Source organism: Rugamonas rubra (genome assembly GCF_900114705.1).
Lineage (GTDB): Bacteria > Pseudomonadota > Gammaproteobacteria > Burkholderiales > Burkholderiaceae_D > Rugamonas > Rugamonas rubra.
In genome coordinates, this window is the sequence record NZ_FOTW01000006.1 from 198,531 (window position 1) to 221,388 (window position 22,858).

The window sequence follows — 22,858 nt, forward strand, 5'->3', positions numbered from 1 at the left end:
CGGCCCAATCGGTGTAAAGTAAGAAAAAACCGAATGAGCTATCCCCTATGAAATTTTGTTCCGAATGCGCCCACCCCGTCGAACTGGCCGTCCCGGCCGGCGACAACCGTCCGCGCTATGTCTGCGCCAGCTGCGCGACCATCCACTACCAGAACCCGAAAATGGTGCTCGGCACGCTGCCCGTCTGGGAAAGCGATGGCGAACTGAAAATATTGCTGTGCAAGCGGGCCATCGAACCGCGCCGCGGCTATTGGACCTTGCCGGCCGGCTTCATGGAAAACAACGAAACCACGGCCGAGGCGGCCATCCGCGAAACGGTCGAGGAGGCCGGCGCCAACATCGTGCTCGGCCCCTTGTTCTCCCTGCTCAACGTGGCGCGCGTGCACCAGGTGCACATGTTCTACCTGGCCACGCTGCGCGACCTCGACTTCGCCCCCGGCGAGGAAAGCCTGGACGTGCAAATGTTCAGCGAGGCGCAGATCCCCTGGGACGACCTGGCCTTCCCCACCACCCGCACCACGCTCGAGCTGTTCCTGGCCGACCACCGGCGGGTGCGCGAGGGCGGCGAGTACGGCTTCCACACGCTCGACATCAACCGGCCCATGCGCAGCGACCTCTGAGCGCCCCATGATCCCCTGGCTCGAGGCGCACACCCCCTTCCCCGATGTCGCCCAGGCGCTCACCAGCGACGCCCCCGGCCTGCTGGCGGCCGGCGCCGACCTGTCGCCGCAGCGCCTGCTGGCGGCCTACCAGCGCGGCATCTTCCCCTGGTTCTCCGAGGGCCAGCCGATCCTGTGGTGGAGCACCGACCCGCGCATGGTGCTGATGACCGAGCAGTTCCGCGTCTCCGCCAGCCTGCAAAAGACGCTGCGCAAGGTGGCGCGCAGCGCCGCCGGCGACGGCCGCTGGCAGGTGCGCTTCGACGGCGACTTCGAGGCCGTCATGCGGGCCTGCGCGGCGCCGCGCAAGGACGGCCCCGGCACCTGGATCTCGGAGGACATCATCGCCGGCTACAGCGGGCTGCACCGGATGGGCTACGCCCACTCGGCCGAGCTGTGGCTGGACGGCGAACTGGTCGGCGGCGCCTACGGCGTCTCGATCGGCCGCATGTTCTACGGCGAGTCGATGTTCGCCCGCGTCACCGACGGCTCGAAGATCGCGCTGGCCTACCTGGTGCACTTCCTGCGCCGCCACGGCGTGGCGATGATCGACTGCCAACAGGAGACCGCCCACCTGGCCTCGCTGGGCGCGGCGCCCATCTCGCGCCAGCAGTTCCTGGCGCATCTACGCCACAGCATTGCGCTGCCCCAGATCACCGCGTGGGAAGCGCTTGCGCCTTTCCCCGCCGGCGATTAATCTAGGCGTAAGCCCCGGCGCCGCGCGCGCCCCGGCCGCAGCTTGCGCAGGAACGCCAGCCTGCCGCGCGAACTTTGCAACCCCGGCAAGCTTTGCAACCGTACCGATAGGATCTGCATGACGCAGCTGAACGATCTTCCCTTCGCGACCTTGCAGTTCTACACCACGGCGCCCTATCCGTGCAGCTACCTGGACGCGCGCCAGGCCCGCTCGCAGGTGGCCACGCCGTCGCACCTGATCAACGCCGACGTGTATTCCGAGCTGGTCAAGAACGGCTTCCGCCGCAGCGGCATCTTCACCTACCGGCCGTATTGCGACGGCTGCCAGGCCTGCATCCCGGTGCGCGTGGTGGCCGACGCCTTCCGCCCCAGCCGGGGCCAGCGCCGCGCCTGGGCCAGGCACGCCGAGCTGCAGGCCGGCGTCGCCACGCTGTCCTTCTCCGACGAGCACTACGAGCTCTACCTGCGCTACCAGAGCAAGCGCCACGCCGGCGGCGGCATGGACCAGGACAGCCGCGACCAGTACGCCCAGTTCCTGCTGCAAAGCCGGGTCAACACGCGGCTGGTCGAGTTCCGCCAGCCGGACGGCGTGCTGCGCATGGTCAGCATCATCGACCTGCTGTCGGACGGCCTGTCCTCGGTCTACACCTTCTTCGACCCGGACGTCGAGGGCGCCTCCTACGGCACCTTCAACGTGCTGTGGCAGATCGAGCAGGCGCGCGAGCTCAAGCTGCCCTATGTCTACCTGGGCTACTGGATCGAGCAAAGCCCGAAGATGTCCTACAAGATCAACTTCAAGCCGCTCGAGGCGCGCATCGGCGGCGAGTGGAGCGTGCTCTAGGGCGATCCGGCCGGATCTTGCCCGAGGCGGCCGGGGGGGGCGGCCGGCGCTGGTAAAATAGCGCATCCTTTCAAGAGCGCCCCCATGTCCGAAAACTTCCTGTACTCCCTGGCCCGTCCCCTGCTGTTCGCGATGGACGCCGAAGCGGCCCACCACCTGACCCTGCCGGCGCTCAAGCGCGCCGCCGCCCTCGGCCTGACCCGCCTGGTCAAGCAGCCGGCCGCCGATCCGCGCAGCGTGATGGGCATCACCTTCAAGAACCCGGTCGGCCTGGCCGCCGGGCTGGACAAGGACGGCGCCTACATCGACGCGCTGGCCGACCTGGGCTTCGGCTCGATCGAGGTGGGCACCGTGACGCCGCGCGCGCAAGCGGGCAACCCCAAGCCGCGCATGTTCCGCCTGCCGGCCGCGCACGGCATCATCAACCGCATGGGCTTCAACAACGGCGGCGTCGACGCCTTCGTCGCCAACGTGCAGGCGTCGCGCTTCTACCAGAACCGCGAGGGCGTGCTGGGCCTGAACATCGGCAAGAACGCCGACACGCCGATCGAGAACGCCGCCGACGACTACCTGAAGTGCCTGGAGAAGGTCTACCCCTACGCCAGCTACGTGACGGTCAACATCTCCTCGCCCAACACCAAGAACCTGCGCCAGCTGCAGGGCGGCTCCGAGCTCGACGGCCTGCTGGCCCAGCTCAAGGACGCCCAGTCGCGCCTGGCCGACCAGCACAAGCGCTACGTGCCGCTGGCGCTGAAGATCGCGCCGGACATGGACGGCGAGCAGGTCAAGAACATCGCCGACGCCCTGCTGCGCCACAAGATCGACGGCGTGATCGCCACCAACACCACGCTCAGCCGCAGCGCCGTCGAGGGCATGCAGCACGGCGGCGAGGCCGGCGGCCTGTCCGGCGCGCCGGTGTTCGAGCTGTCCAACACGGTCATCCGCCTGTTGAAGGCCGAGCTGGGCGACGCCCTGCCGATCATCGGCGTGGGCGGCATCATGCGCGGCGCCGACGCCAAGGTCAAAATCGAGGCGGGCGCCCAGCTGGTGCAGTTGTACAGCGGCCTGATCTACGCCGGCCCGTCCCTGGTGCGCGACTGCGCCGACGCGCTGCGCGCCCGCTAGGCGCCAGCCCAGCCCCCTTCCGCCAACCGCCACCGCGAGAGCCACCTATGCAACACACCACCCTGGGCACCAGCGGCCTGAGCGTCAGCAAGATCTGCCTGGGCACCATGACCTTCGGCGAGCAGAACAGCGAGGCCGAGGCGCACAGCCAGCTCGACTACGCGCTCGAACGCGGCATCAACTTCATCGACACCGCCGAGATGTATCCGGTGATGCCGCGCGCCGCCACCCAGGGCAGCACCGAGCGCTTCATCGGCAGCTGGCTCAAGCGCGGCGGCCGGCGCGACCAGGTGGTGCTGGCGACCAAGGTGGCCGGGCCGAACCCGCACATGCACTGGCTGCGCGGCGGCAAGAACAACCTCGACGCGGCCAACATCGGCGCCGCCGTCGAGGACAGCCTGCGCCGTCTGCAAACCGAGCGCATCGACCTGTACCAGTTGCACTGGCCCAGCCGCAACGTGCCCATCTTCGGCGCCAACGCCTTCAATCCGCAGGCCGAGCGGGCCTCGGTGGCGATCGAGGACACCCTGGCCGCGCTGGGCCGGCTGGTCGAGGCCGGCAAGATCGGCCAGATCGGCGTCTCCAACGAGTCCAACTGGGGCGTCTGCGAGTTCATCAAGCAGGCCGAGATGAAGGGCCTGCCGCGCATCGCCAGCATCCAGAACCTGTACAACCTGACCGCGCGCCACTTCGAGACCAGCCTGCTCGACGAAACCTGCCTGCGCGCCCAGGTCGGCCTGCTCGCCTACAGCCCGCTGGCCTTCGGCCAGCTGACGGCGAAGTACCTGGACGATCCCAAGGCGGCCGGCCGGCTGACCCTGTTCCCGCCCAACTGGAGCCCGCGCTACCTGCGCCCCGGCGTGTTGGCGGCGGTGGCGCAGTACGCCGCCCTGGCGCGCGCCAACGGCCTGACGCCGACCCAGTTGGCGCTGGCCTGGTGCTATTCGCGCTGGTTCGTCGCCTCGACCATCATCGGCGCCACCAGCCTGGCCCAGTTGAAGGAAAACATCGACGCCTTCGACGTCAAGCTGGCGCCCGAGGTGCTGGCCCAGGTCGACGCGATCCACGCCGGCCTGCCCAACCCCGGCCAATAACCGTAAAAACACCTGCCGCGCAAGCGAGGGTCAGACCCTGAGGGTCTGACCCCGCCGTCTGGCGCCCGCGAATATGCCCGCCTCGACATACGTCTCTTTTTAGCGACACTTGCCACAGACAAGTCGCGCGCGCCCCTGTTCCATATGCGTTCCATCACGGGCTGGTGGCTTCCATATCATTTTTTTATATATCATTAGTAAAAACAAGTCTATGGTTAAGTCACTTGCCGACTGGTAAGCTTTTTCCTATTCCCCACCATCGAGATCGCCCCCCCCATGAGTTCACGCCACACCCAGCCGAATCCCGCCCGCGCCCTGCTCGTCACCAGCCTGATCGCCACGCTCTCCCTGCCCGCCTACGCGCAACAAGCCGCCGCGCTGGACGGCGAGCTGCAGTCGGTGGTGGTCACCGGCACCTACGCCAAGAACCGCCGCACCGTCGACTCCGAGTCGCCGATCGACATCATCGGCGCGCGCGAACTGCAGGCCACCGGCTCGACCGAGCTGGCCACCGTGCTGGGCCGGCTGCTGCCGTCGGTGAACTTCCCCCGTCCGTCCGGCGCCGACGCCAGCGACGCCGTGCGTCCGGCCCAGTTGCGCGGCCTGTCGCCCGACCAGACGCTGGTGCTGGTCAACGGCAAGCGCCGCCACACCTCGGCGGTGGTCAACGTCAACGGCACCCAGGGCCGCGGCTCGGCGCCGGTCGACCTGAACGCCATCCCGCTGTCGGCCATCGACCACGTCGAGGTGCTGCGCGACGGCGCCGCCGCCCAGTACGGCTCGGACGCCATCGCCGGCGTCATCAACATCATCCTGAAAAAAGGCGCCGAGGGCAGCGACGTCGAAGTCGGCTTCGGCGAATACCAGAAGCGCGACGGCATCCAGAAGACCTTCAAGGGCTCGACCGGCTTCGCGCTGGGCGATGCCGGCTGGGTTCGTGTGGCGCTGGAGGTGGCCGAACGCGACGCCACCAACCGCGCCGGCGCCGACTTCCGCAATCCGAAGGAGCCGCGCTACGGCCAGGTCAACCAACGCTTCGGCGACCCGGAAACCCATCCGCGCGCCTTCTTCGCCAACACCCAGTACCGCGTCAACGACGACATCGATTTCTACGCCTTCGGCAACTACGGCCAGCGCAACACCTCGGCCGCCGCCACCTGGCGCACCGCGCTGAACGGCACGGCGCAGCGCACCCCGCTGTTCCCCGAGGGCTTCCTGCCCTTGGAAAACAGCACCTCGATCGACTCGGCCCTGGTGGCCGGCCTGCGCGGCGAAGCGGCCGGCTGGCGCTGGGACGCCAGCTTTAACTACGGCAACAACGAGTTCAAGCTCGACCTCGACAACACCGTCAACCAGGACATGGGCGCGGCCAGCCCGACCCATTTCCATGCCGGCAAGCTGATCAACAACCAGCAGCTGCTGAACCTGGATCTGGCGCGCGAATTCCCGCTCGCCGCCTTCAGCGGTCCGCTGACGGTCGCCACCGGCCTGGAACTGCGCCGCGAGAAGTATGAAATCGGCGCAGGCGACCTGGCCTCCTACTCCGGCAGCGGCGCGCAGGGTTTCTCCGGCTTCCGTCCGGCCAACGCCGGCAGCAACAGCCGCCACAACACCTCGATCTACCTGAACCTGGAAGCGGAGCTGACCAAGAAGTTCTCCGCCTCGGCGGCCTTGCGCCACGAGCGCTATAGCGACTTCGGCAACACCACCTCGGCCAAGGGCTCGGCCCGCTACGCCTTCAACGACGCCGTCTCGCTGCGCGGCACCGCCTCGTCGGGCTTCCGCGCGCCGTCGCTGGCGCAGCAGTTCTACACCATCACGACGACCAACTTCTCGGTGGTGAACGGCGTCAACACGCCGATCGAGACCGGCACCTTCGCCGTCGGCAGCGCCGCCGCCAGCGCACTGGGCGCCACCCAGTTGAAGGCCGAGAAGGCGCGCAACTACAGCCTCGGCCTGCAACTGCAACCGACCCGCAACTTCAGCACCACGGTCGACGTCTACCGCATCGACATCGACGACCGTGTCGCCCTGTCGGCCAACATGACGCTGTCGCCCGACCTGAAGAACGCGCTGGCCAAGCAGGGCATCCTGGTCGGCGCCGGCCGCTACTTCACCAACGCCATCGACACCAGCACCCGTGGCGTCGACGTGGTCAGCACCTACCGCCTGGAGCTGGCCGAGGCCGGCAAGGTCGACTTCACGGCGGCCTACAACCACAACAAGAACTCGCTCGAGCGCGTCGCCGCCAACCCGGCCCTGCTGAGCGCCAACGGACTGACCCTGATCGACCGCCAGACCATCAACCGCCTCACCGTCGGCTCGCCGAAGGACAAGTTCAGCCTGTCGGGCGACTACACCGTCGGCAACTGGAACAGCCGCGCCGTGGTCACCCGCTACGGCAGCTTCACCGTGCCGCAAAACAACGCCACGCTGGACCAGACCTATGATCCGCAATGGGTGCTGGACGTGTCGGGCAGCGTCAAGCTGGGCAAGAACTGGAAACTCAGCGCCGGCATCGACAACCTGACCAACCGCTACCCCGACCAGATCACCTCGAACGGCAATCTGAACAACAACGGCACCACGCCGTACAGCGGCTTCGCGCCGAACGGCTTCAACGGCCGCTACTACTACGCCAAGGCCGGTTACAGCTGGTAAGCGCCGCGCCGCCGCCGCACGGCGGCGGTCGGCCACAACGGGAGGGGCGGACGGGAGCGTATCCCGCCCGCCCCTCGTCGCATCCGGGTCCGGCGCGGCGGCGTGCGTCGCCGGCGCAACAGATACCCGCCGCCGGCGCATTCTCCACGCCGCCGCCGCGCCGCTGTGCTAGCCTTGCAATGGCTTGCAATGCCTATTTCCCCAAGGGATTGCGCCACGCCCGAGGCCGCCGATGCATCGCCTGCCAACCATCGCCCTGTCGCCGCCGTTTCGTGCCGCCGTGCTCGCCGGCCTGACCCTGCTCGCGGCCGCGCCGGCGCAGGCGCCGGCGGGCGAACTGGTCACTGCGGGCGTGTTCACGGTCGCGCCGTATGTGTTTGCCGGCCAGGACGGGCCGGAGGGCGCGCTGATCGACTTCTTCGACCGCGAGATCGCCCCGCGCATGGGCGTGCGCTTCCAGTGGCGGCGCCCGCTCACCGTGGCCCGGCTGGAGCACAGCCTGGCCACCGGCCAGGTGCTGTTCAGCCCCATCCTGGCCCATACGGCCGAGCGCGACCGCGCCGGCATCCAGTTCGACGAGGCCGTCTACATCAAGTTCGAACCCTGCGTCGCGGTGCAGCCGGGGCACCGCCTGAACGCGCTGCGCTCGGCCGCCGACCTGGCCGACATGACGATAGGTTGGGTGGTCGGCGCCGCGCTGCCGCCGTTCATGCGCGATGCGCGCATCCACTATGTCGAGGTGGGCGGGGTCGACTGGGAAAAGCAGAATTTGGGCAAACTGAAACTGGGCCGCGTCGACGGCGTCTACTTCTCCAACTGCGCCAGCGCCCGCTACTACGCGGCGCGCGACGCACTGCGCCTGAAACTGCTGCCGTTGCCGGTGCCGGGCGTCGAACTGCACGGCGTCTTCTCGCCGCTGGCGCCGGCCGGCCTGGTCGAGCGCTACCGCAAGGCGGCGCGCCAGGCATTCGCCGACGGCCGCTTCGAGAGCTATCTGAACAAGGCGCTGGCCGATCGGGTGCCGTAGCGGCGGCGCGTCAGGATTGTTCGCCGCCGGCCAGCGCCGCGTCGATCTCGGCGCGCGTCAGCTCGGGGGCGAACTGCTGGATGAAGTGGTAGGCGTAGGAGCGCAGGTAGGCGCCCTTGCGCACCGCCAGCCGGGTGGTGTTGGCGGCGAACAGGTGCGAGGCCTCGACCGCGCGCAGGCCCTTGTCGCGGCCGTGGTCGAAGGCCATCGAGGCGACGATGCCGACGCCCATGCCCAGCGCGACGTACTGCTTGATGACGTCCGAGTCCATCGCCGTCAGCACGATGTCGGGCTTGACGTCGGCCTTGGCGAAGGCGGCGTCGATGTGGCCGCGTCCGGTGAAGCCGATGTCGTAGGTGATCAAGGGGAACTCGGCCAGGTCCTCCAGGCGGATCGGCGAACGGGCCAGCAGCGGGTGGCCGTCCGGCACCACGATCAGGTGGCTCCAGCGGTAGCAGGGGAAGGACACCAGGTCGGGGAACTGCGACAGGCCCTCGGTGGCGATGCCGATGTCGGTCTTGCCCGACAGGACCCATTCGGCGATGTGCTCGGGCGCGCTCTGCTGCAGCGCAATGCGCACCTCGGGGAAGGCGGCGCGGAAGGACTGCACCACCTTGGGCAGCGCGTAGCGGGCCTGGGTGTGGGTGGCCGCCACGCTCAGCGTGCCGCTGTTCTGGCCGGTGTATTCCAGGCTGGCCTGCTGCAGGTTCTCCGCCTCGATCAGCAGGCGGTCGATGATCTTCAAGATGCCCTTGCCGGGGTCGGTCAGGCCGGTCAGGCGCTTGCCGTTGCGCTCGAAGATGACGACGCCGAGCTCGTCCTCCAGCTCGCGGATCTGCCGGCTCACCCCGGGCTGCGAGGTGAACAGGGCGTTGGCCACCTCGGTCAGGTTGTAGCCCCGGCGGGCGGCTTCGCGGATGGAGCGCAGTTGCTGGAAATTCATGGTGGGTCCTTGCTGCCCGAGGGCGAATAGGTTGCTGACGCGACGTCGTCGGCCAGCGTGTCGGCGCAACGTTGGCGCGCAGCCCTCCCGCGCCGGCGGCCTGGGCGGCCGGCGGCCGACGCGATGGAGCGCTAGCGGCTAAGGTGGGCGCGCAGGCGCCGCGTGCCTACGGCGGGGCCTTACGCCACGGCCGGGTCGACGAACACGTGCAGGCGTTTCGGCCGCACCACCAGCGTCTCGCCCTCCTTCAGGTGCAGTTGGCTGAAGCGCTCGTTCGACATCACCGCCTCGATCAGCTCGGCGTTGTCGGTGCGCTCCAGGTCGAGCTGGGCCAGCGGGCCGATGGCGTGGGCGCGGCGCAGCTTGACGATGATGCCCTCGGCGCCCGGCGTGTAGCGGTCGATCTCCAGGTCGTGCGGGCGGACGTAGGCGATGCCCTTGCTGTCCTGCACGCCGCCGTGGTCGGGCACGTCGAAGCTGACGTCGCCGGTGGCCATCACGCCCTCGTGGACGCGGCCGTGGAACATGTTGACGTTGCCCAGGAAGCCGTAGACGAAGGGCGAGGCCGGGTGGTTGTAGACCTCGGCCGGCGAGCCGATCTGTTCGACGTTGCCCTTGTTCATCAGCACCACCTGGTCGGCCACCTCCAGCGCCTCCTCCTGGTCGTGGGTGACGAAGATGCTGGTCACGTGCAGGTCGTCGTGCAGGCGGCGCAGCCAGCGGCGCAGCTCCTTGCGCACCTTGGCGTCGAGCGCGCCGAACGGTTCGTCGAGCAGCAGCACGCGCGGCTCGACCGCCAGCGCGCGCGCCAGGGCGATGCGCTGGCGCTGGCCGCCGGACAGCTGCGGCGGGTAGCGGTCGGCCAGCCAGTCGAGCTGGACCAGTTCGAGCAGGTCCTTGACCTTGCGGCGGATCTGGTCTTCCGAGGGGCGCTCGCTGCGCGACTTGACGCGCAGGCCGAAGGCGACGTTCTCGAACACCGTCATGTGCTTGAACAGCGCGTAGTGCTGGAACACGAAGCCGACCTGGCGCTCGCGCACGTGGCGCGCCGAGGCGTCCTGGGCGTCGAGCAGCACCTGGCCGGAGTCCGGGTGCTCGAGGCCGGCGATGATGCGCAGCAGCGTTGTCTTGCCGCAACCGGAAGGCCCCAGCAGGGCCGTCAGTTCGCCGGCCGGGAAGGACAGCGAGACGTTGTTGAGGGCGGTGAAATCGCCGAACTGTTTATGGATGTTTCTGACTTCGATGGTCATGATCAGTGCTCCGTAGAACGTAAGGCGGAATCGACGGCGATCGATTCATTCAGGCGCCAGGAGATAAAGGACTTCAGCGCCAGCGTCACCAGGGCCAGCAGGGCCAGCAGCGACGCCACCGCGAAGGCGGCCGCGAAGTTGTATTCGTTGTAGAGGATTTCCACCTGCAGCGGCACGGTGTTGGTCTCGCCACGGATGTGGCCGGACACCACCGAGACGGCGCCGAACTCGCCCATGGCGCGGGCGTTGCACAGGATGACGCCGTACAGCAGGCCCCATTTGATGTTGGGCAGGGTGACGCGGCGGAAGGTGTTCCAGCCCGAGGCGCCCAGCACGATGGCGGCCTCCTCCTCCTCGCTGCCCTGGGCCTGCATCAGCGGGATCAGCTCGCGCGCGACGAAGGGGAAGGTGATGAAAATCGTCGCCAGCACAATGCCCGGCACGGCGAACAGGATCTTGATGTCGTGTTCCTGCAGCCAGGGGCCGAACCAGCCCTGGGCGCCGAACATCAGCACGTAGATCAGGCCGGAGATCACCGGCGAGACGGAGAACGGCAGGTCGATCAGGGTCAACAGGATGCTCTTGCCGCGGAACTCGAACTTGGCGATGCACCACGAGGCGGCGACGCCGAACACTAGGTTGAGCGGCACGGCGATGACGGCCGTCAGCAGGGTCAGCTTGATGGCCGAGATGGCGTCGGCCTCGGTGATCGACGCCAGGTAGGCCTCCCAGCCCTTCTTGAAGGCCTCGGCGAAGACCGCCACCAGGGGCACGAACAGGAACAGCGTCAGGAAGGTCAGCGCGACGCCGATCAGCAGGCCGCGCACCCACCAAGGCTCCAGCACCGAAGGGGCGGACGGCAGCTCGCCACGGCGGGCCGGCGGCGTGGCGGCGACAACAGGGTTCAGGACAGCACTCATCTTCTTATTTCCCCGACTTGCCACGGGCCCAGGCCTGCAGCAGATTGATCGACAACAACAGCACGAAGGACACCAGCAACATCACCACGGCGATGGCGGTGGCGCCGGCGTAGTCGTACTGCTCGAGCTTGGTGATGATGAACAGCGGCGTGATCTCCGACACCATCGGCATGTTGCCGGCGATGAAGATCACCGAGCCGTACTCGCCGGTGGCGCGGGCGAAGGCCAGCGCGAAGCCGGTCATCAAGGACGGCAGGATGGTCGGGAACACCACCCGCACGAAGGTTTGCAGGGCGCTGGCGCCCAGGCTGGCGGCGGCCTCCTCGAGCTCGCGCTCGGCGTCCTCGAGCACCGGTTGCACGGTGCGCACCACGAAGGGCAGGCCGATGAAGGTCAGCGCCACCACCACGCCGAGCGGGGTGAAGGCCACCTTCAGGCCCAGCGTGCCCTCGAGGAAGCGGCCGAACCAGCCGTTCGACGAGTACAGCGCCGTCAGGGTGATGCCGGCGACGGCGGTAGGCAGGGCGAACGGCAGGTCGACCAGCGCGTCGATGATGCGCTTGCCGGGGAATTCGTAGCGCACCAGCACCCAGGCGACGATGCCGCCGAACACCACGTTGATGCTGGCGCCGATCAGCGAGGCGCCGAAGGTCAGCCGGTAGGAGGCCATCACGCGCTCCGAGGTGACGGCCGACCAGAAGGCCGGCCAGGTCATGGTGAAGGTCTTCAGGAACACCGCCGACAGCGGGATGAGCACGATCAGCGCCAGGTAGAAGATGGTGAAGCCCAGCGACAGCCGGAAACCCGGCATGACCCGGAACGGGGCGCCGCGTGGTTTGGCCGGAACCGCAAGTGCTGCTGCTGACATGGATGCTCCCTCTTATTACATTTTCGACTTATAAGGCCGAATATTCGCATCCCGCCGTTATAAACCAAACTAACCTTTTGTCATTTGCTTAGATTGAAATCGACTAGTCCGCAGAGTTAGTCCATGCAAGCGGGCTTGGCCGCGACCGCGCCGCCCATAAAAAAAACGCACTCCGGGGAGTGCGTTGGCGGTGTCGCTGCAACGGTCTATTTGTTCGGCTGCGGCGTCAGGCGCAGATACGGCCGCTCGGCCTTGTAGCCTTTTGGATACTTCTGCTCGATCAGCGCCGGGTCCTGCACGGTCAGCGGAATGATGACGTCGTCGCCGTCCTGCCAGTTGCCCGGCGTGGCCACGGTGTAGCCGTCGCTCAGCTGCAAGGCGTCGATGACGCGCAGGACCTCGTCGAAGTTGCGGCCGGTGCTCATCGGGTAGGTGATGGTCAGGCGCACCTTCTTGCTCGGGTCGATGACGAACAGCGAGCGCACCGTGGCGGTGGCCGACAGCGCCGGGTGGATCATGTCGTACAGCTCGGAGACCTTGCGGTCGGCGTCGGCGATGATGGGGAAGCCGACCACCGTGTGCTGGGTCGCCTCGATATCCTTGATCCACTCCAGGTGGGCCTCGGCCGGGTCGACCGACAGCGCGATCACCTTGACGTTGCGCTTGTCGAACTCGGGCTTGAGCTTGGCCGTCAGGCCCAGCTCGGTGGTGCAGACCGGCGTGAAGTCGGCCGGGTGGGAAAACAGCACCACCCAGGACTTGCCGGCCCACTCGTGGAAGTGGATCTTGCCAATGGTGGAATCTTGCTCGAAATCGGGCGCGGTGTCGCCCAGGCGTATGGTCATCGTTAGCTCCGTGGTGGTTAAGAATGCCGGTATTGCGCATCCGACAAGGTCATCATCGCCGCAAGCGGGCCGGCGGGGCGCCACTCGCGTCAGCAAAACGTCAAAAACAGAAAAATTCAGGCAAATTGAACAACATTCCCCGCCTGCCGGGCGCGCTGCGCCAGCAATTGCAACTGGCGCTGGCCGTCTAGCCAGTCGCCCAAACCGGACTCGGCGTTGATGTGGCCGAGGGCGCCGCCGTCGATGAAGTCGCTGCCCCAGCGCGCCGCCCACAGCGCGGCACGCTCGGCCGTCATCCACGGGTCGTCGCGGCTGCCGATCATGATCGAGGGACAGGGCAGCGGCCCCTGCGGCAGCAGCGCGGCGACGCCGAACTTGTCCGGGTCGGCCGGCGCCACCAGCAGCACGCCGGCCACCCCGGACGGGTCGGCCGCCACGCTGTGCGCCGTGGCCAGGCTGCCGAAGCTGTGCGCGACGATCAGCGTGGGGCGGCGGTCGGCGCGGCGCACCTGGTCGAGCCGGGCCGACCAGCGCAACAGATCGGGCCGCTCCCAGTCGTCCTGCTCGACCCGCTCGAAGCTGGAGTACAGGCGTTGCCAGCGGCTCTGCCAATGCTCCTTGCCGCTGTTGTGCAGGCCGGGCGCGACCAGCACGCGGAACTGCGAAAGCAAACTGGCGCTCATAGGCCCTCCCCTTGCGTGGTCCGCGCTTACTTCGGCTGGTAGATCTGGTCGAACACGCCGCCGTCGGCGAAGTGGGCCTTCTGCGCCGTGCTCCAGTCGCCGGCCACCTGGGCCAGGGTGAACAGTTTGACGTTGGGGAACCGGGCGGCGTATTTCTTCACCGCCTTGTCGACCGTCGGCCGGTAGTAGTTCTTGGCGATCAACTCCTGGCCCTCGTCGGTGTAGAGGAAGCGCAGGTAGGCCTCGGCCACCTTGCGCGTGCCGCGCTTGTCGACCACCTTGTCGACCACGGCCACCGGCGGCTCGGCCAAAATGCTGAGCGACGGCGCGACGATCTCGACCTTGTCCGGGCCCAGTTCCTTGATCGCCAGCAGGGCCTCGTTCTCCCAGGCGATCAGCACGTCGCCGATGCCGCGTTCGACGAAGGTGGTGGTGGCGCCGCGCGCGCCGGAATCGAGCACCGGCACGTTCTTGTAGAGTTTTTTCAGGAAATCGCGCGCGCCGGCCTCGCTGCCGCCCGGCTGGCGCAGCGCGTAGCCGTAGGCGGCCAGGTGGTTCCAGCGGGCGCCGCCCGAGGTCTTCGGATTCGGTGTGATCACCGCCACGCCCGGCTTGACCAGGTCGTTCCAGTCCTTGATGCCCTTGGGGTTGCCCTTGCGCACCAGGAAGACGATGGTCGAGGTGTACGGCGAGCTATTGTGCGGCAACTGTTTCTGCCAGTCCTTCTTCAGCAGGCCCCGTTCGCCGATGGCGTCGATGTCGTAGGCCAGGGCCAGGGTCACCACGTCGGCCTCCAGGCCGTCGATGACGGCGCGCCCCTGTTTGCCGGAACCACCGTGCGATTGCTTGATCTTGACGTTATCGCCGGTCTTCGCCTTCCAATCCTTGGCGAAGGCGGTGTTGACGTCCTGATACAGTTCGCGCGTCGGATCGTAGGAAACGTTGAGCAGCGAGATGTCGGCGGCGAAGGCCGGCGCGCTGGCGGCGAAGGCGGTGACGGCGAGTGCGGCGGCGATGATTTTCTTGGACAGCATCAGGGTTCCCCATGTGGTTCACTTCAGAAGCTTCAGAGTAAAGCGCCTTGATATGAAAGAGAACTAAGCATTTAGCAGTTTTATATACCAAAAACTTATATAGAACCGCCGTCCGCCGCCGCTGTCTACCGTTGCGACACTAGTAGAAGCGGTTGAACAACACCACGGCCCAGGCGGCGGCGGCCAGCAGGCAGGCCAGGAACACGGCGGCGCTGCCGAAGTCCTTGGCGTTCTTTGACAGCGGGTGGCGCTCCAGCGAGACACGGTCGACCACCGCCTCGATGGCGGAATTGATCAGTTCGACGATCACGATCAGCACCAACACGCCGATCAACATCAGTTTTTCAAACGCCGAGATGCGCAGCAACAAGGCGACGGCGCTGCCGGCCAGCAAGAGGATCATTTCCTGGCGGAAGGCGTGTTCGTGGCGCCAGGCGGCCTGCAGGCCGGCGATCGAGTACATCATGGCGGAAAGAATGCGCTTGAAGCCGCTCTTGCTCTTGAATTCACTGACTGGTTCCATGTCCGGCTGCTTATAGTATTTCAAGGCATCATTATGCCCTTCAGTGACACTTTGTTCACACTTTTAGAGCTTGTCCTCCCTACAATTCCATATTTTTTCACATTATGGTATAAAGAAGCACCGCATACTGCACCGCACCAACCACATCATGAAAATCGAACCCGTCCCCGCGCAGAAAACCACGATCCAAGTGATCGAGCGCATGGTCGCGCTGCTCGACGCGCTGGCCAAGTATCCCGACCCGGTGAGCCTGAAGGAATTGTCCAAGGTGTCCGGCCTGCATCCCTCGACCGCCCACCGCATCCTCAACGACATGGTGCTGACGCGCTTCGTCGACCGCATCGAACCGGGCACCTACCGCCTCGGCATGCGCCTGCTGGAGCTGGGCAACGTGGTGAAGAGCCGCCTGTCGGTGCGCGAGGCGGCGCTGGACTTCATGCGCTCGCTGCACAAGAAGACCCAGCAGACCATCAACCTGTCGGTGCGCCAAGGCGACGAGATCGTCTACATCGACCGCGCCTTCTCCGAGCGCTCGGGCATGCAGGTGGTGCGCGCCATCGGCGGGCGCGGCCCGCTGCACCTGACCTCGACCGGCAAGCTGTTCCTCTCGGTCGACGAGCCGAAGGCGATCCGCGCCTACGCCACCCGCACCGGGCTGGCCGGCCACAACAAGAATTCGATCACCGACCTGGCCAAGCTGGAGCGCGAGCTCAGCCTGGTGCGGGCGCGCGGCTACGCGCGCGACAACGAGGAGTTGGAACTGGGGGTGCGTTGCATGGCCGCCGGCATCCGCGACGACTCGGGCAAGCTGATCGCCGGGCTGTCGATTTCCGCCCCGGCCGACCGTCTACAGGACGAGTGGCTGGACGATCTGGTGGCGACCGCCAACCAGATCTCGGCCACCCTGGGTTACATCCCGTTGGAGTAAGGCGTGCTGCCCGTCAAGGAGGCGGGCCGCAGGGCTTCCAGCCACTTGCGCATGCGGCCGGCGTCGGCGGTGCGCGACTGCTTGCCCTTGGAGTCGAGGAAGACCATGATCACCGAACGGCCCTCGATGATGGTTTGCATCATCAGGCAACGGCCGGCCTCGTTGATGAAGCCGGTCTTCTGCAGGCCGATGTCCCAGCCGGGATTGGCCACCAGGTGGTTGGTGTTGCCGAATTGCAGCAGGCGGCCGTTGGCCTCGACCTGCGCCTTCGGATCGGTGGAGAACTGGCGCAGCAGCGGCTGCTGGTAGGCCGCCTGGGCCAGCCGGGCCAGATCGCGCGCGCTGGCCACGTTCATCTTCGACAAGCCGCTCGAATCGACATAGTGGGTGTCGCGCATGCCCAGCCCGCGCGCCTTGGCGTTCATCGCCTCGACGAAGGCCGACAGGCCGCCCGGATAGTTGCGGCCCAGCGCGGAGGCGGCGCGGTTCTCCGAACTCATCAGCGCGATATGCAGCATGGCGGCGCGCGTCAGTTGCGAGCCGACCTTCAGCCGCGAGCTGCTGAACTTGGCGCGGTCGACGTCCTCCTCGCTCACCGTCAGCATCTCGCTCATGTCCTGTTGCGCCTCGACGACAACCAGGCCGGTCATCATCTTGGTGATCGAGGCGATCGGCAGGGCGACGTTGGAATTCTTTTCAAACAACACTTCGGAATTGACCTGGTCGAGCACCAGGGCGACGCTGGACTTCAGGTCGAGCGGGTCGCGCGTCAGGTTCAGGCCGGCCAGGTCGCCCATGGTCGGCACGGCGGGCGCCGCCGTCAGCATGCGCTGGTAGACCACCTTGCGCTTGCCGCGCACGCTGACCACGCGCTTGACCACGCGCTCGCCGGTGGCGGCGACGCTGACGCGCAGCGCCTTGCTTTTCTTGACGTGGTGCTTTTTGACCAACACGGTTTTTCCGGCCGCCTGCCGTCCCTGCGCGGCGGTGGCGGGCACGGCCACGAACAACAGCGAAATGAGCGCACCTAACGCTAACTTAATCATAGATTTCCCCAGGAAAAAAACCGGCCAGCATGTGTTGCAGTGTAGCAAAACGCTGGGCAAGCGCAAGACTTATTGACTTCACCGGTACTATTGATTGCGATATCGCAATAGGTCTGAAGCAACATTGAGCTCCTCCACATGTTGCGGCGCAACCCGCGCCGCGCCGGGTCCATCAATCGACGAAGTTGACGAAGCTCGCCACCGGCTCGCGCTCGGTGACCAGCGAATTTTCCACCTTGCCATGGTCGGCATAGCCGAGGGACATGCCACACACCAGCGCCTCGTTGGCCGGCAGGCCGAGCACCTCGGCGATGATCTTGTGGTACTGCGTGAAGGCCGCCTGCGGACAGGTGTCGAGCCCCCTGCCGCGCGCCGCCACCATGATGTTTTGCAGGAACATGCCGTAGTCCAGCCAGGAGCCCTGCTCCATCACCCGGTCGATGGTGAAGATCAGGCCGACCGGGGCGCCGAAGAAATCGTAGTTGCGGCCGTGCTGGGCGGCCATGCCGGCCTTGTTGTCGCGCGTCAGGCCGAGCAGCGCGTACAAGTCCCAGCCGACCTTGCGGCGCCGCTCGATGAAGGGCGACACCCACTGCCGTGGATAGTAGGCGTACTCCTCGGTGAAGCCGGCGGCCTGGGCCGGATCGCTGTGCACGGCGAGTATGCGCTCGGACAACTCGCGGCGCTTGGCGCCGCTCAGCACGTAGACCTTCCACGGCTGCGTGTTGGTGCCCGACGGCGCCCGCGCCGCCACCTCGAGCAGCTGCTCAAGCTCGGCGCGCGGCACCGGCGTGGGCAGGTAGGCACGGATCGAGCGGCGCGAGGTGATGGCGGCGTCAACGGCCTGTTGGTCTGGCGTGGAATTCATGCGTCCTCACTTGCCTTTCTTGACTACAAAGATCACGCCGAGCACCGCCAGCGCCATGCCGGCCACGCCCAGCGCGTTGAAGGCCTCGCCGAACACCAGCCAGGCCATGACGGCGGTGGTGGGCGGCGTCAGGTAAAGCAGACTGGTCACCTGGGTCGCGTCGCTGCGGCGGATCAGGGCGAACAGCAGGAAGATCGCGCCTATCGACAGGGCCAGAACCGACCACAACAGGGCAAACACGAAGCGACCCGTCCATTGTACCGTGGCGAAGTCCCAGCTCAAGCCTTCCAGCGCCACCGCCAGCGGTAACACGACAAGAAGCGAGGCGCTGAACTGGATGACGGTGCCGGTGCGCAAGTCGAACTGCGGACAGTAGCGTTTTTGATACAGCGTGCCGGCGGTGATCGAGAGCAGCGCCAACAGGCACAGCAGGATGCTGTCGAGCGACAGGCCGACCAGGCGGATCTTGGCGGCCACCACCAGGCCGACGCCGACGATGCCGAACAGCAGGCCCAGCCACTGGCGCGGCCGCACCGACTCGCCGATCAGCGGCGCGGCGAAGGCGGTCAGGATGGGTTGCATGCCGACGATCAGCGCCGACAGGCCGGCCGGCATGCCGGCCTTGATGGCGCACCAGACGCCGATCAGGTAGCCGGCCTGCACCAGCAGGCCGGCCAGCGCGATTTGGCGGATTTGGCCGCGCGGCCAGGGCGCCTTCAGCAACAGCACGGCCGGCAACAGCAACAGCAGCACGCCGGCGAAGCGCAGCAAGAGGAAGGTCAGCGGCGGCGCGTAGGGCAGGCCGAACTTGGCGACGATGAAGCCGGTGCTCCACAGCAGCACGAAAAAGAAGGGCAGCGGCGACAGGAAGGAGGCGGCCGGTGCGGCTGCGGGCAGCGGGGGGATTGCCGGGGCGGCTGGAGTGTTGGACATTTGCATCAGTACCAAAAGTAGTATCGAGCCGTCTGGCGCGGGCTTGCTGCACCGCATCGGGCCAGTCCTGTCGAGTCTAACACGGCAGGCGTTTTTGAGCTGGCGCAAGGGCCGCAGGGCAAGTGCCGGCACGGCACGACGGGCCCGGCGGGAAGGTTTCCAATGCCTATGAGAAATTGTTCCCAAAGGCCACTTTGGCTTCTTTGGTGCAATGCACAAAAATCGCTTGACTTAATTTTTGAAGGCCGTAAAATCGGGTTTGTTGCGTTGCACAATTGTTGTTCGGTTTGAGACATGGATTCATCTGCTTCGTACCACCGGTAACTAACAGCAGTATTTATCAACGACTATTTAATTTTCTGGAGAGTTATATGTTTTCTATCCCTGAGCAATTTTCCAATGCGACCAAGGCTAACTTCGAAGCCCAGTTCGCTATCTTCTCCGCACTGACCACCAAGGCCTTCGAAGGCGTTGAAAAACTGGTCGATCTGAACCTGACCGCTGCCAAAGCATCGCTGGAAGAGTCGTCGATCGCCACTAAGCAACTGCTGTCGGCCAAAGACCCACAAGAATTCTTCTCGCTGTCGGCCGCACAAGCCCAGCCAAACGCCGAGAAAGCCATCGCTTACGGCCGTCACCTGGCCACCATCGCTTCCGGCACCCAGGCTGAATTCAACAAAGCCGCCGAAACCCAGATCGCCGAAACCAACCGTAAAGTCATCTCGCTGGTGGAAGAAGTCAGCAAGAACGCCCCAGCCGGCACCGAAAACGCTGTTGCCCTGCTGAAATCGGCAATCGGCAACGCCAACGCCGGTTACGAGCAGTTCAGCAAAACCGCCAAGCAAGCCGTTGAGTCGATCGAAAGCAACGTTGCCAGCGCCGTGAACCAGTTCTCGCAAGCCGCCGCCAAGGCCGCTCCAGCGAAGAAGTAATGTAGGAAACGCTGGCGCCCCCGGGCGCCAGCACCCGCTGTTTTAGACCTCCTCGGCATCCGTGGTGTTCTCCTCAGACGGGTGTCCTTCCAAGCCCCGGCCATGCGCCGGGGCTTTTTTTTACCCCCACCCCGGGACGCGGAAGCCGGGGTCTGACCCCATGCGGGGTCAGACCCCTTTGCTTGCGGGGTAAGGCCAGCGTCCCGCAAACAACGTGAAACCTATTCCCTGCCCTACTCGCCGAGGTAGGCGGCCTTGACGCGCGGATCGTCCAGCATGTCGCTGGCGTTGCCGGTCATGGTGATCAGGCCCGAGTCCATCACATAGCCTCGGTCCGCCGCCTGCAGCGCCAGCTTGGCGTTCTGCTCGACCAGCAGGATGGTGATGCCCTCCTTCGACACATTGCGGATCACCTCGAAGATCTTCTCCACCATGATCGGCGACAGGCCCATCGACGGCTCGTCGAGCAGCAACAGATTGGGGTGGCACATCAGCGCGCGCGCCATCGCCAGCATCTGCTGCTCGCCGCCGGACAGGGTGCCGGCCATTTGCGCCGCCCGCTCCTTCAGGCGCGGGAAGACGTCGAACCAGCGCGCGATGTCGGCCTCGATGCCGGCCTTGTCGTCGCGGGTGTAGGCGCCCATCATCAGGTTTTCCTGGATCGACATGCGGGTGAACACGCCGCGCCCCTCCGGCACCATGGCCAGCTTCTTCTCGACCAGGTGGAAAGACTTGCTGCCCTTCAACGATTCGCCCATGTAGGACACGCTGCCCTCCACCGTGCACGGCGGCAGGGTGCCGGTGATCGCCTTCAGGGTGGTGGTCTTGCCGGCGCCGTTGGCGCCGATCAGGGCGATCAACTCGCCCTTGTTCACTTCCAGGTCGATCCCCTTGACGGCCTTGATGCCGCCGTACGCGACTTTCAGTCCCGATACTTTTAGAACATTGCCGCTCATTAGTGCGATCCTCCCAGATAGGCTTCAATCACCGCCTTGTTGCTCTGAATTTCGGCCGGCAGGCCCTCGGCGATCGGCTTGCCGTACTCGAGCACGGTGAGGCGGTCGCACAGGCCCATCATCAGTTTGACGTCGTGCTCGATCAGCAGCACGGTCTTGCCCTCGTTCTTGATCTTCACCAGCAGCTCGCGCAGCGCCAGCTTCTCGGTGGCGTTCATGCCGGCGGCCGGCTCGTCCAAGGCCAGCAGTTGCGGGTCGGTGGCCAGGGCGCGGGCGATCTCCAGCCGGCGCTGGTCGCCGTAGGACAGGAAGCGCGAGGTGCGGTTGGCGAACTGGCCGATGCCGACGAAGTCGAGCAACTCCTGCGAGCGGCGGCGGATCGACGCCTCCTCCTCGCGCGCCGCCTTGTGGCGGAACACCGCGCCGAACACGCCTTGGTGCGAGCGCACGTGGCGCCCCACCATGACGTTCTCCAGCGCCGTCATCTCGCCGAACAGGCGGATGTTCTGGAAGGTGCGGGCGATGCCGGCCTTGGCCACCGCGTGCGGCGCCGACGGCGAATACGGCTTGCCGGCCAGCTCGAAGGTGCCGGTGTCCGGCTGGTAGAGGCCGGTGATGACATTGAAGAAGGTGGTCTTGCCGGCGCCGTTGGGGCCGATCAGGCCGTAGATCTGGCCCTTCATGATCTTGATGCCGACGTCGGTCAGCGCCTGCAGGCCGCCGAAGCGCTTGTTGACGCCGGCGATGTTCAGAATAACTTGTTCGCTCATGGTGCTCATGGTGCTACTCCTCAGGCCGCCATCACGCCGGATGCCGGCTCGGGTTTGTCGGTGTCGTTGTCGGGGCGGTCCTCATGCTTGGGCGCGGGCCACAGGCCGGCCGGACGGTTCAGCATGATCAGCACCATCGCCAGGCCGTACAGCAGTTGGCGCAGCACCTCGGCCTCGATGATGACGTGGCCGAACAGTTTCTCCTGCAGGGGCTCGACGACGTGGCGCAGCACCTCGGGCAGCGCGGCCAGCAGGGCGCCGCCCATGATCACGCCGGGGATGTGGCCGATGCCGCCCAGCACCACCATCGCCAGCACGGCGATCGACTCGGTCAGCGAGAACGATTCCGGCGAGACGAAGCCCTGGAAGGACGCGAACATCGCGCCGGCCACGCCGCCGAAGGAGGCGCCCATGGTGAAGGCGAGCAGCTTGACGTTGCGGGTGTTGATGCCCATCGCCTTGGCGGCGATCTCGTCCTCGCGGATGGCCACCCAGGCGCGGCCCAGGCGCGAGTGCTGCAGGCGCGAGGTGATGAACACCACGGCGATGCACAGGAACAGGAAGAGGAAATAGTAGGCGTTGACCGAGGGCATGGAGAAGCCGCCCACCACCACGTTGGCGCGCGAGCCGGCCTCGCCGGCCAGGTTGACGCCGAACACGCGGATCGGGTCGATCAGGTTGATGCCCTGCGGACCGTTGGTGAAATTGATCGGCTCGTTCAGGTTGTTCATGAAGATGCGGATGATCTCGCCGAAGCCCAGCGTGACGATGGCCAGGTAGTCGCCGCGCAGCTTCAGGGTCGGCGCGCCGAGCAGGGCGCCGAACAGGCCGGCCAGCGCGCCGGCCAGCGGCACGATCAGCCAGACCGACAGGTGGATGCCGTTGGCGCGGATGTCCTCGCCCAGCACGGCGACCAGGAAGTCGCCCAGCGCCGGATACTGGTTGACCACCGATTCGATCAGGGTGGCGAACTGCGGCGAGGCCAGCAGGCCGGTCATGTAGGCGCCCACCGCGTAGAAGGCGATGTAGCCCAGGTCGAGCAGGCCGGCGAAGCCGACCACGATGTTCAGACCCAGCGCCAGCATGATGTAGAGCAGCGCCATGTCGATGATGCGCACCCAGGAGTTGCCGAACTGCGCGGCGACGAAGGGGAAGACCATCAAGCCGATCAGCAGCACGGCCATGCTGCTGTAGGCCTTGCGCGGGTTGCGGGAGACGTCGAAATTGAAGAGTGCCATGATTGTTCCTTTATCCGT

23 protein-coding genes are annotated in these 22,858 nt (G+C 66.2%); 9 read left to right on the forward strand and 14 right to left on the reverse strand.

Going from position 1 to position 22,858, the window contains the following annotated elements:
- Positions 1-47 precede the first annotated feature (47 nt).
- The 7 genes from BM252_RS05350 to BM252_RS05380 all read left to right on the forward strand — a co-directional run bounded on the left by BM252_RS05350 (position 48) and on the right by BM252_RS05380 (position 8,103).
- Positions 48-620: an NUDIX hydrolase gene (locus tag BM252_RS05350; protein ID WP_093384667.1), complete on the forward strand. Its 573-nt coding sequence runs from the start codon at positions 48-50 to the stop codon at positions 618-620.
- Between the two features lie 7 nt (positions 621-627).
- Positions 628-1,356: a leucyl/phenylalanyl-tRNA--protein transferase gene (gene aat / locus BM252_RS05355; protein ID WP_093384670.1), complete on the forward strand. Its 729-nt coding sequence runs from the start codon at positions 628-630 to the stop codon at positions 1,354-1,356.
- A gap of 117 nt (positions 1,357-1,473) precedes the next feature.
- On the forward strand, positions 1,474-2,196 hold the full coding sequence (locus tag BM252_RS05360) for an arginyltransferase (protein WP_093384672.1): 723 nt from the start codon (positions 1,474-1,476) through the stop codon (positions 2,194-2,196).
- An 84-nt stretch (positions 2,197-2,280) separates the two neighbouring features.
- Positions 2,281-3,321 carry a quinone-dependent dihydroorotate dehydrogenase gene (locus tag BM252_RS05365; protein ID WP_093384675.1) on the forward strand — a complete coding sequence of 347 codons (1,041 nt, stop codon included), beginning with the start codon at positions 2,281-2,283 and terminating at the stop codon, positions 3,319-3,321.
- Positions 3,322-3,368: 47 nt separating this feature from the next.
- On the forward strand, positions 3,369-4,415 hold the full coding sequence (locus BM252_RS05370) for an aldo/keto reductase (RefSeq protein WP_093384677.1): 1,047 nt from the start codon (positions 3,369-3,371) through the stop codon (positions 4,413-4,415).
- A 276-nt stretch (positions 4,416-4,691) separates the two neighbouring features.
- Positions 4,692-7,076, forward strand: coding sequence for a TonB-dependent receptor plug domain-containing protein (locus BM252_RS05375; protein WP_093384680.1), 2,385 nt, complete (start codon positions 4,692-4,694; stop codon positions 7,074-7,076).
- 232 nt (positions 7,077-7,308) lie between these two features.
- Positions 7,309-8,103: a substrate-binding periplasmic protein gene (locus BM252_RS05380; RefSeq protein WP_093384683.1), complete on the forward strand. Its 795-nt coding sequence runs from the start codon at positions 7,309-7,311 to the stop codon at positions 8,101-8,103.
- Between the two features lie 10 nt (positions 8,104-8,113).
- Here the strand turns inward: BM252_RS05380 and BM252_RS05385 are convergent, their stop codons facing one another.
- The 8 genes from BM252_RS05385 to BM252_RS05420 form a co-directional block, all read right to left on the reverse strand.
- Complete coding sequence (locus BM252_RS05385; RefSeq protein ID WP_093384685.1) at positions 8,114-9,046, reverse strand: CysB family HTH-type transcriptional regulator; 933 nt, start codon at positions 9,044-9,046, stop codon at positions 8,114-8,116.
- A 179-nt stretch (positions 9,047-9,225) separates the two neighbouring features.
- Positions 9,226-10,296 (reverse strand): sulfate/molybdate ABC transporter ATP-binding protein, encoded by a 1,071-nt coding sequence (locus tag BM252_RS05390; RefSeq protein ID WP_093384688.1) that lies wholly within the window; start codon positions 10,294-10,296, stop codon positions 9,226-9,228.
- Between the two features lie 2 nt (positions 10,297-10,298).
- Complete coding sequence (cysW, locus tag BM252_RS05395; RefSeq protein ID WP_093384690.1) at positions 10,299-11,216, reverse strand: sulfate ABC transporter permease subunit CysW; 918 nt, start codon at positions 11,214-11,216, stop codon at positions 10,299-10,301.
- A gap of 4 nt (positions 11,217-11,220) precedes the next feature.
- The gene (gene cysT / locus BM252_RS05400) at positions 11,221-12,027 is read right to left on the reverse strand and encodes a sulfate ABC transporter permease subunit CysT (protein WP_245774101.1); all 807 of its coding nucleotides are present in this window, start codon (positions 12,025-12,027) and stop codon (positions 11,221-11,223) included.
- Between the two features lie 263 nt (positions 12,028-12,290).
- On the reverse strand, positions 12,291-12,929 hold the full coding sequence (locus BM252_RS05405; protein ID WP_093384694.1) for a peroxiredoxin: 639 nt from the start codon (positions 12,927-12,929) through the stop codon (positions 12,291-12,293).
- A gap of 116 nt (positions 12,930-13,045) precedes the next feature.
- Positions 13,046-13,612: an RBBP9/YdeN family alpha/beta hydrolase gene (locus tag BM252_RS05410; RefSeq protein WP_093384697.1), complete on the reverse strand. Its 567-nt coding sequence runs from the start codon at positions 13,610-13,612 to the stop codon at positions 13,046-13,048.
- 26 nt (positions 13,613-13,638) lie between these two features.
- Positions 13,639-14,646 carry a sulfate ABC transporter substrate-binding protein gene (locus tag BM252_RS05415; RefSeq protein ID WP_093384699.1) on the reverse strand — a complete coding sequence of 336 codons (1,008 nt, stop codon included), beginning with the start codon at positions 14,644-14,646 and terminating at the stop codon, positions 13,639-13,641.
- Positions 14,647-14,785: 139 nt separating this feature from the next.
- Positions 14,786-15,169 carry a diacylglycerol kinase gene (locus BM252_RS05420; protein ID WP_093384702.1) on the reverse strand — a complete coding sequence of 128 codons (384 nt, stop codon included), beginning with the start codon at positions 15,167-15,169 and terminating at the stop codon, positions 14,786-14,788.
- Between the two features lie 148 nt (positions 15,170-15,317).
- On the opposite strand from BM252_RS05420, the gene BM252_RS05425 reads away from it, so the two are divergent.
- Entirely contained in the window at positions 15,318-16,097 is a 780-nt protein-coding gene (locus tag BM252_RS05425; protein WP_093384704.1) for an IclR family transcriptional regulator, read from the forward strand.
- Here the strand turns inward: BM252_RS05425 and pbpG are convergent.
- The 3 genes from pbpG to BM252_RS05440 all read right to left on the reverse strand — a co-directional run bounded on the left by pbpG (position 16,079) and on the right by BM252_RS05440 (position 18,944).
- Positions 16,079-17,143 carry a D-alanyl-D-alanine endopeptidase gene (gene pbpG, locus BM252_RS05430; RefSeq protein ID WP_093384707.1) on the reverse strand — a complete coding sequence of 355 codons (1,065 nt, stop codon included), beginning with the start codon at positions 17,141-17,143 and terminating at the stop codon, positions 16,079-16,081. The two genes, BM252_RS05425 and pbpG, sit on opposite strands and share 19 nt — an antisense overlap.
- A 172-nt stretch (positions 17,144-17,315) precedes the next feature.
- Positions 17,316-18,011, reverse strand: a complete 696-nt coding sequence (locus tag BM252_RS05435; protein ID WP_093384709.1) for a nitroreductase — start codon at positions 18,009-18,011, stop codon at positions 17,316-17,318.
- A gap of 6 nt (positions 18,012-18,017) precedes the next feature.
- Complete coding sequence (locus tag BM252_RS05440) at positions 18,018-18,944, reverse strand: DMT family transporter (RefSeq protein WP_093384712.1); 927 nt, start codon at positions 18,942-18,944, stop codon at positions 18,018-18,020.
- Between the two features lie 371 nt (positions 18,945-19,315).
- On the opposite strand from BM252_RS05440, the gene BM252_RS05445 reads away from it, so the two are divergent.
- Positions 19,316-19,876 (forward strand): phasin family protein, encoded by a 561-nt coding sequence (locus BM252_RS05445; RefSeq protein WP_093384714.1) that lies wholly within the window; start codon positions 19,316-19,318, stop codon positions 19,874-19,876.
- Between the two features lie 233 nt (positions 19,877-20,109).
- On the opposite strand, the gene BM252_RS05450 is transcribed toward BM252_RS05445, so the two are convergent.
- Genes BM252_RS05450 through BM252_RS05460 form a run of 3 tightly spaced genes read right to left on the reverse strand, consistent with a single transcriptional unit; the run spans position 20,110 to position 22,840 of the window.
- Positions 20,110-20,832: an ABC transporter ATP-binding protein gene (locus BM252_RS05450; protein WP_093384716.1), complete on the reverse strand. Its 723-nt coding sequence runs from the start codon at positions 20,830-20,832 to the stop codon at positions 20,110-20,112.
- Entirely contained in the window at positions 20,832-21,602 is a 771-nt protein-coding gene (locus BM252_RS05455; RefSeq protein WP_093385157.1) for an ABC transporter ATP-binding protein, read from the reverse strand. The genes BM252_RS05450 and BM252_RS05455 overlap by 1 nt, the downstream gene beginning before the upstream one ends.
- Before the next feature lie 20 nt (positions 21,603-21,622).
- Positions 21,623-22,840: an ABC transporter permease subunit gene (locus tag BM252_RS05460; protein WP_093384718.1), complete on the reverse strand. Its 1,218-nt coding sequence runs from the start codon at positions 22,838-22,840 to the stop codon at positions 21,623-21,625.
- Positions 22,841-22,858: the final 18 nt, after the last annotated feature.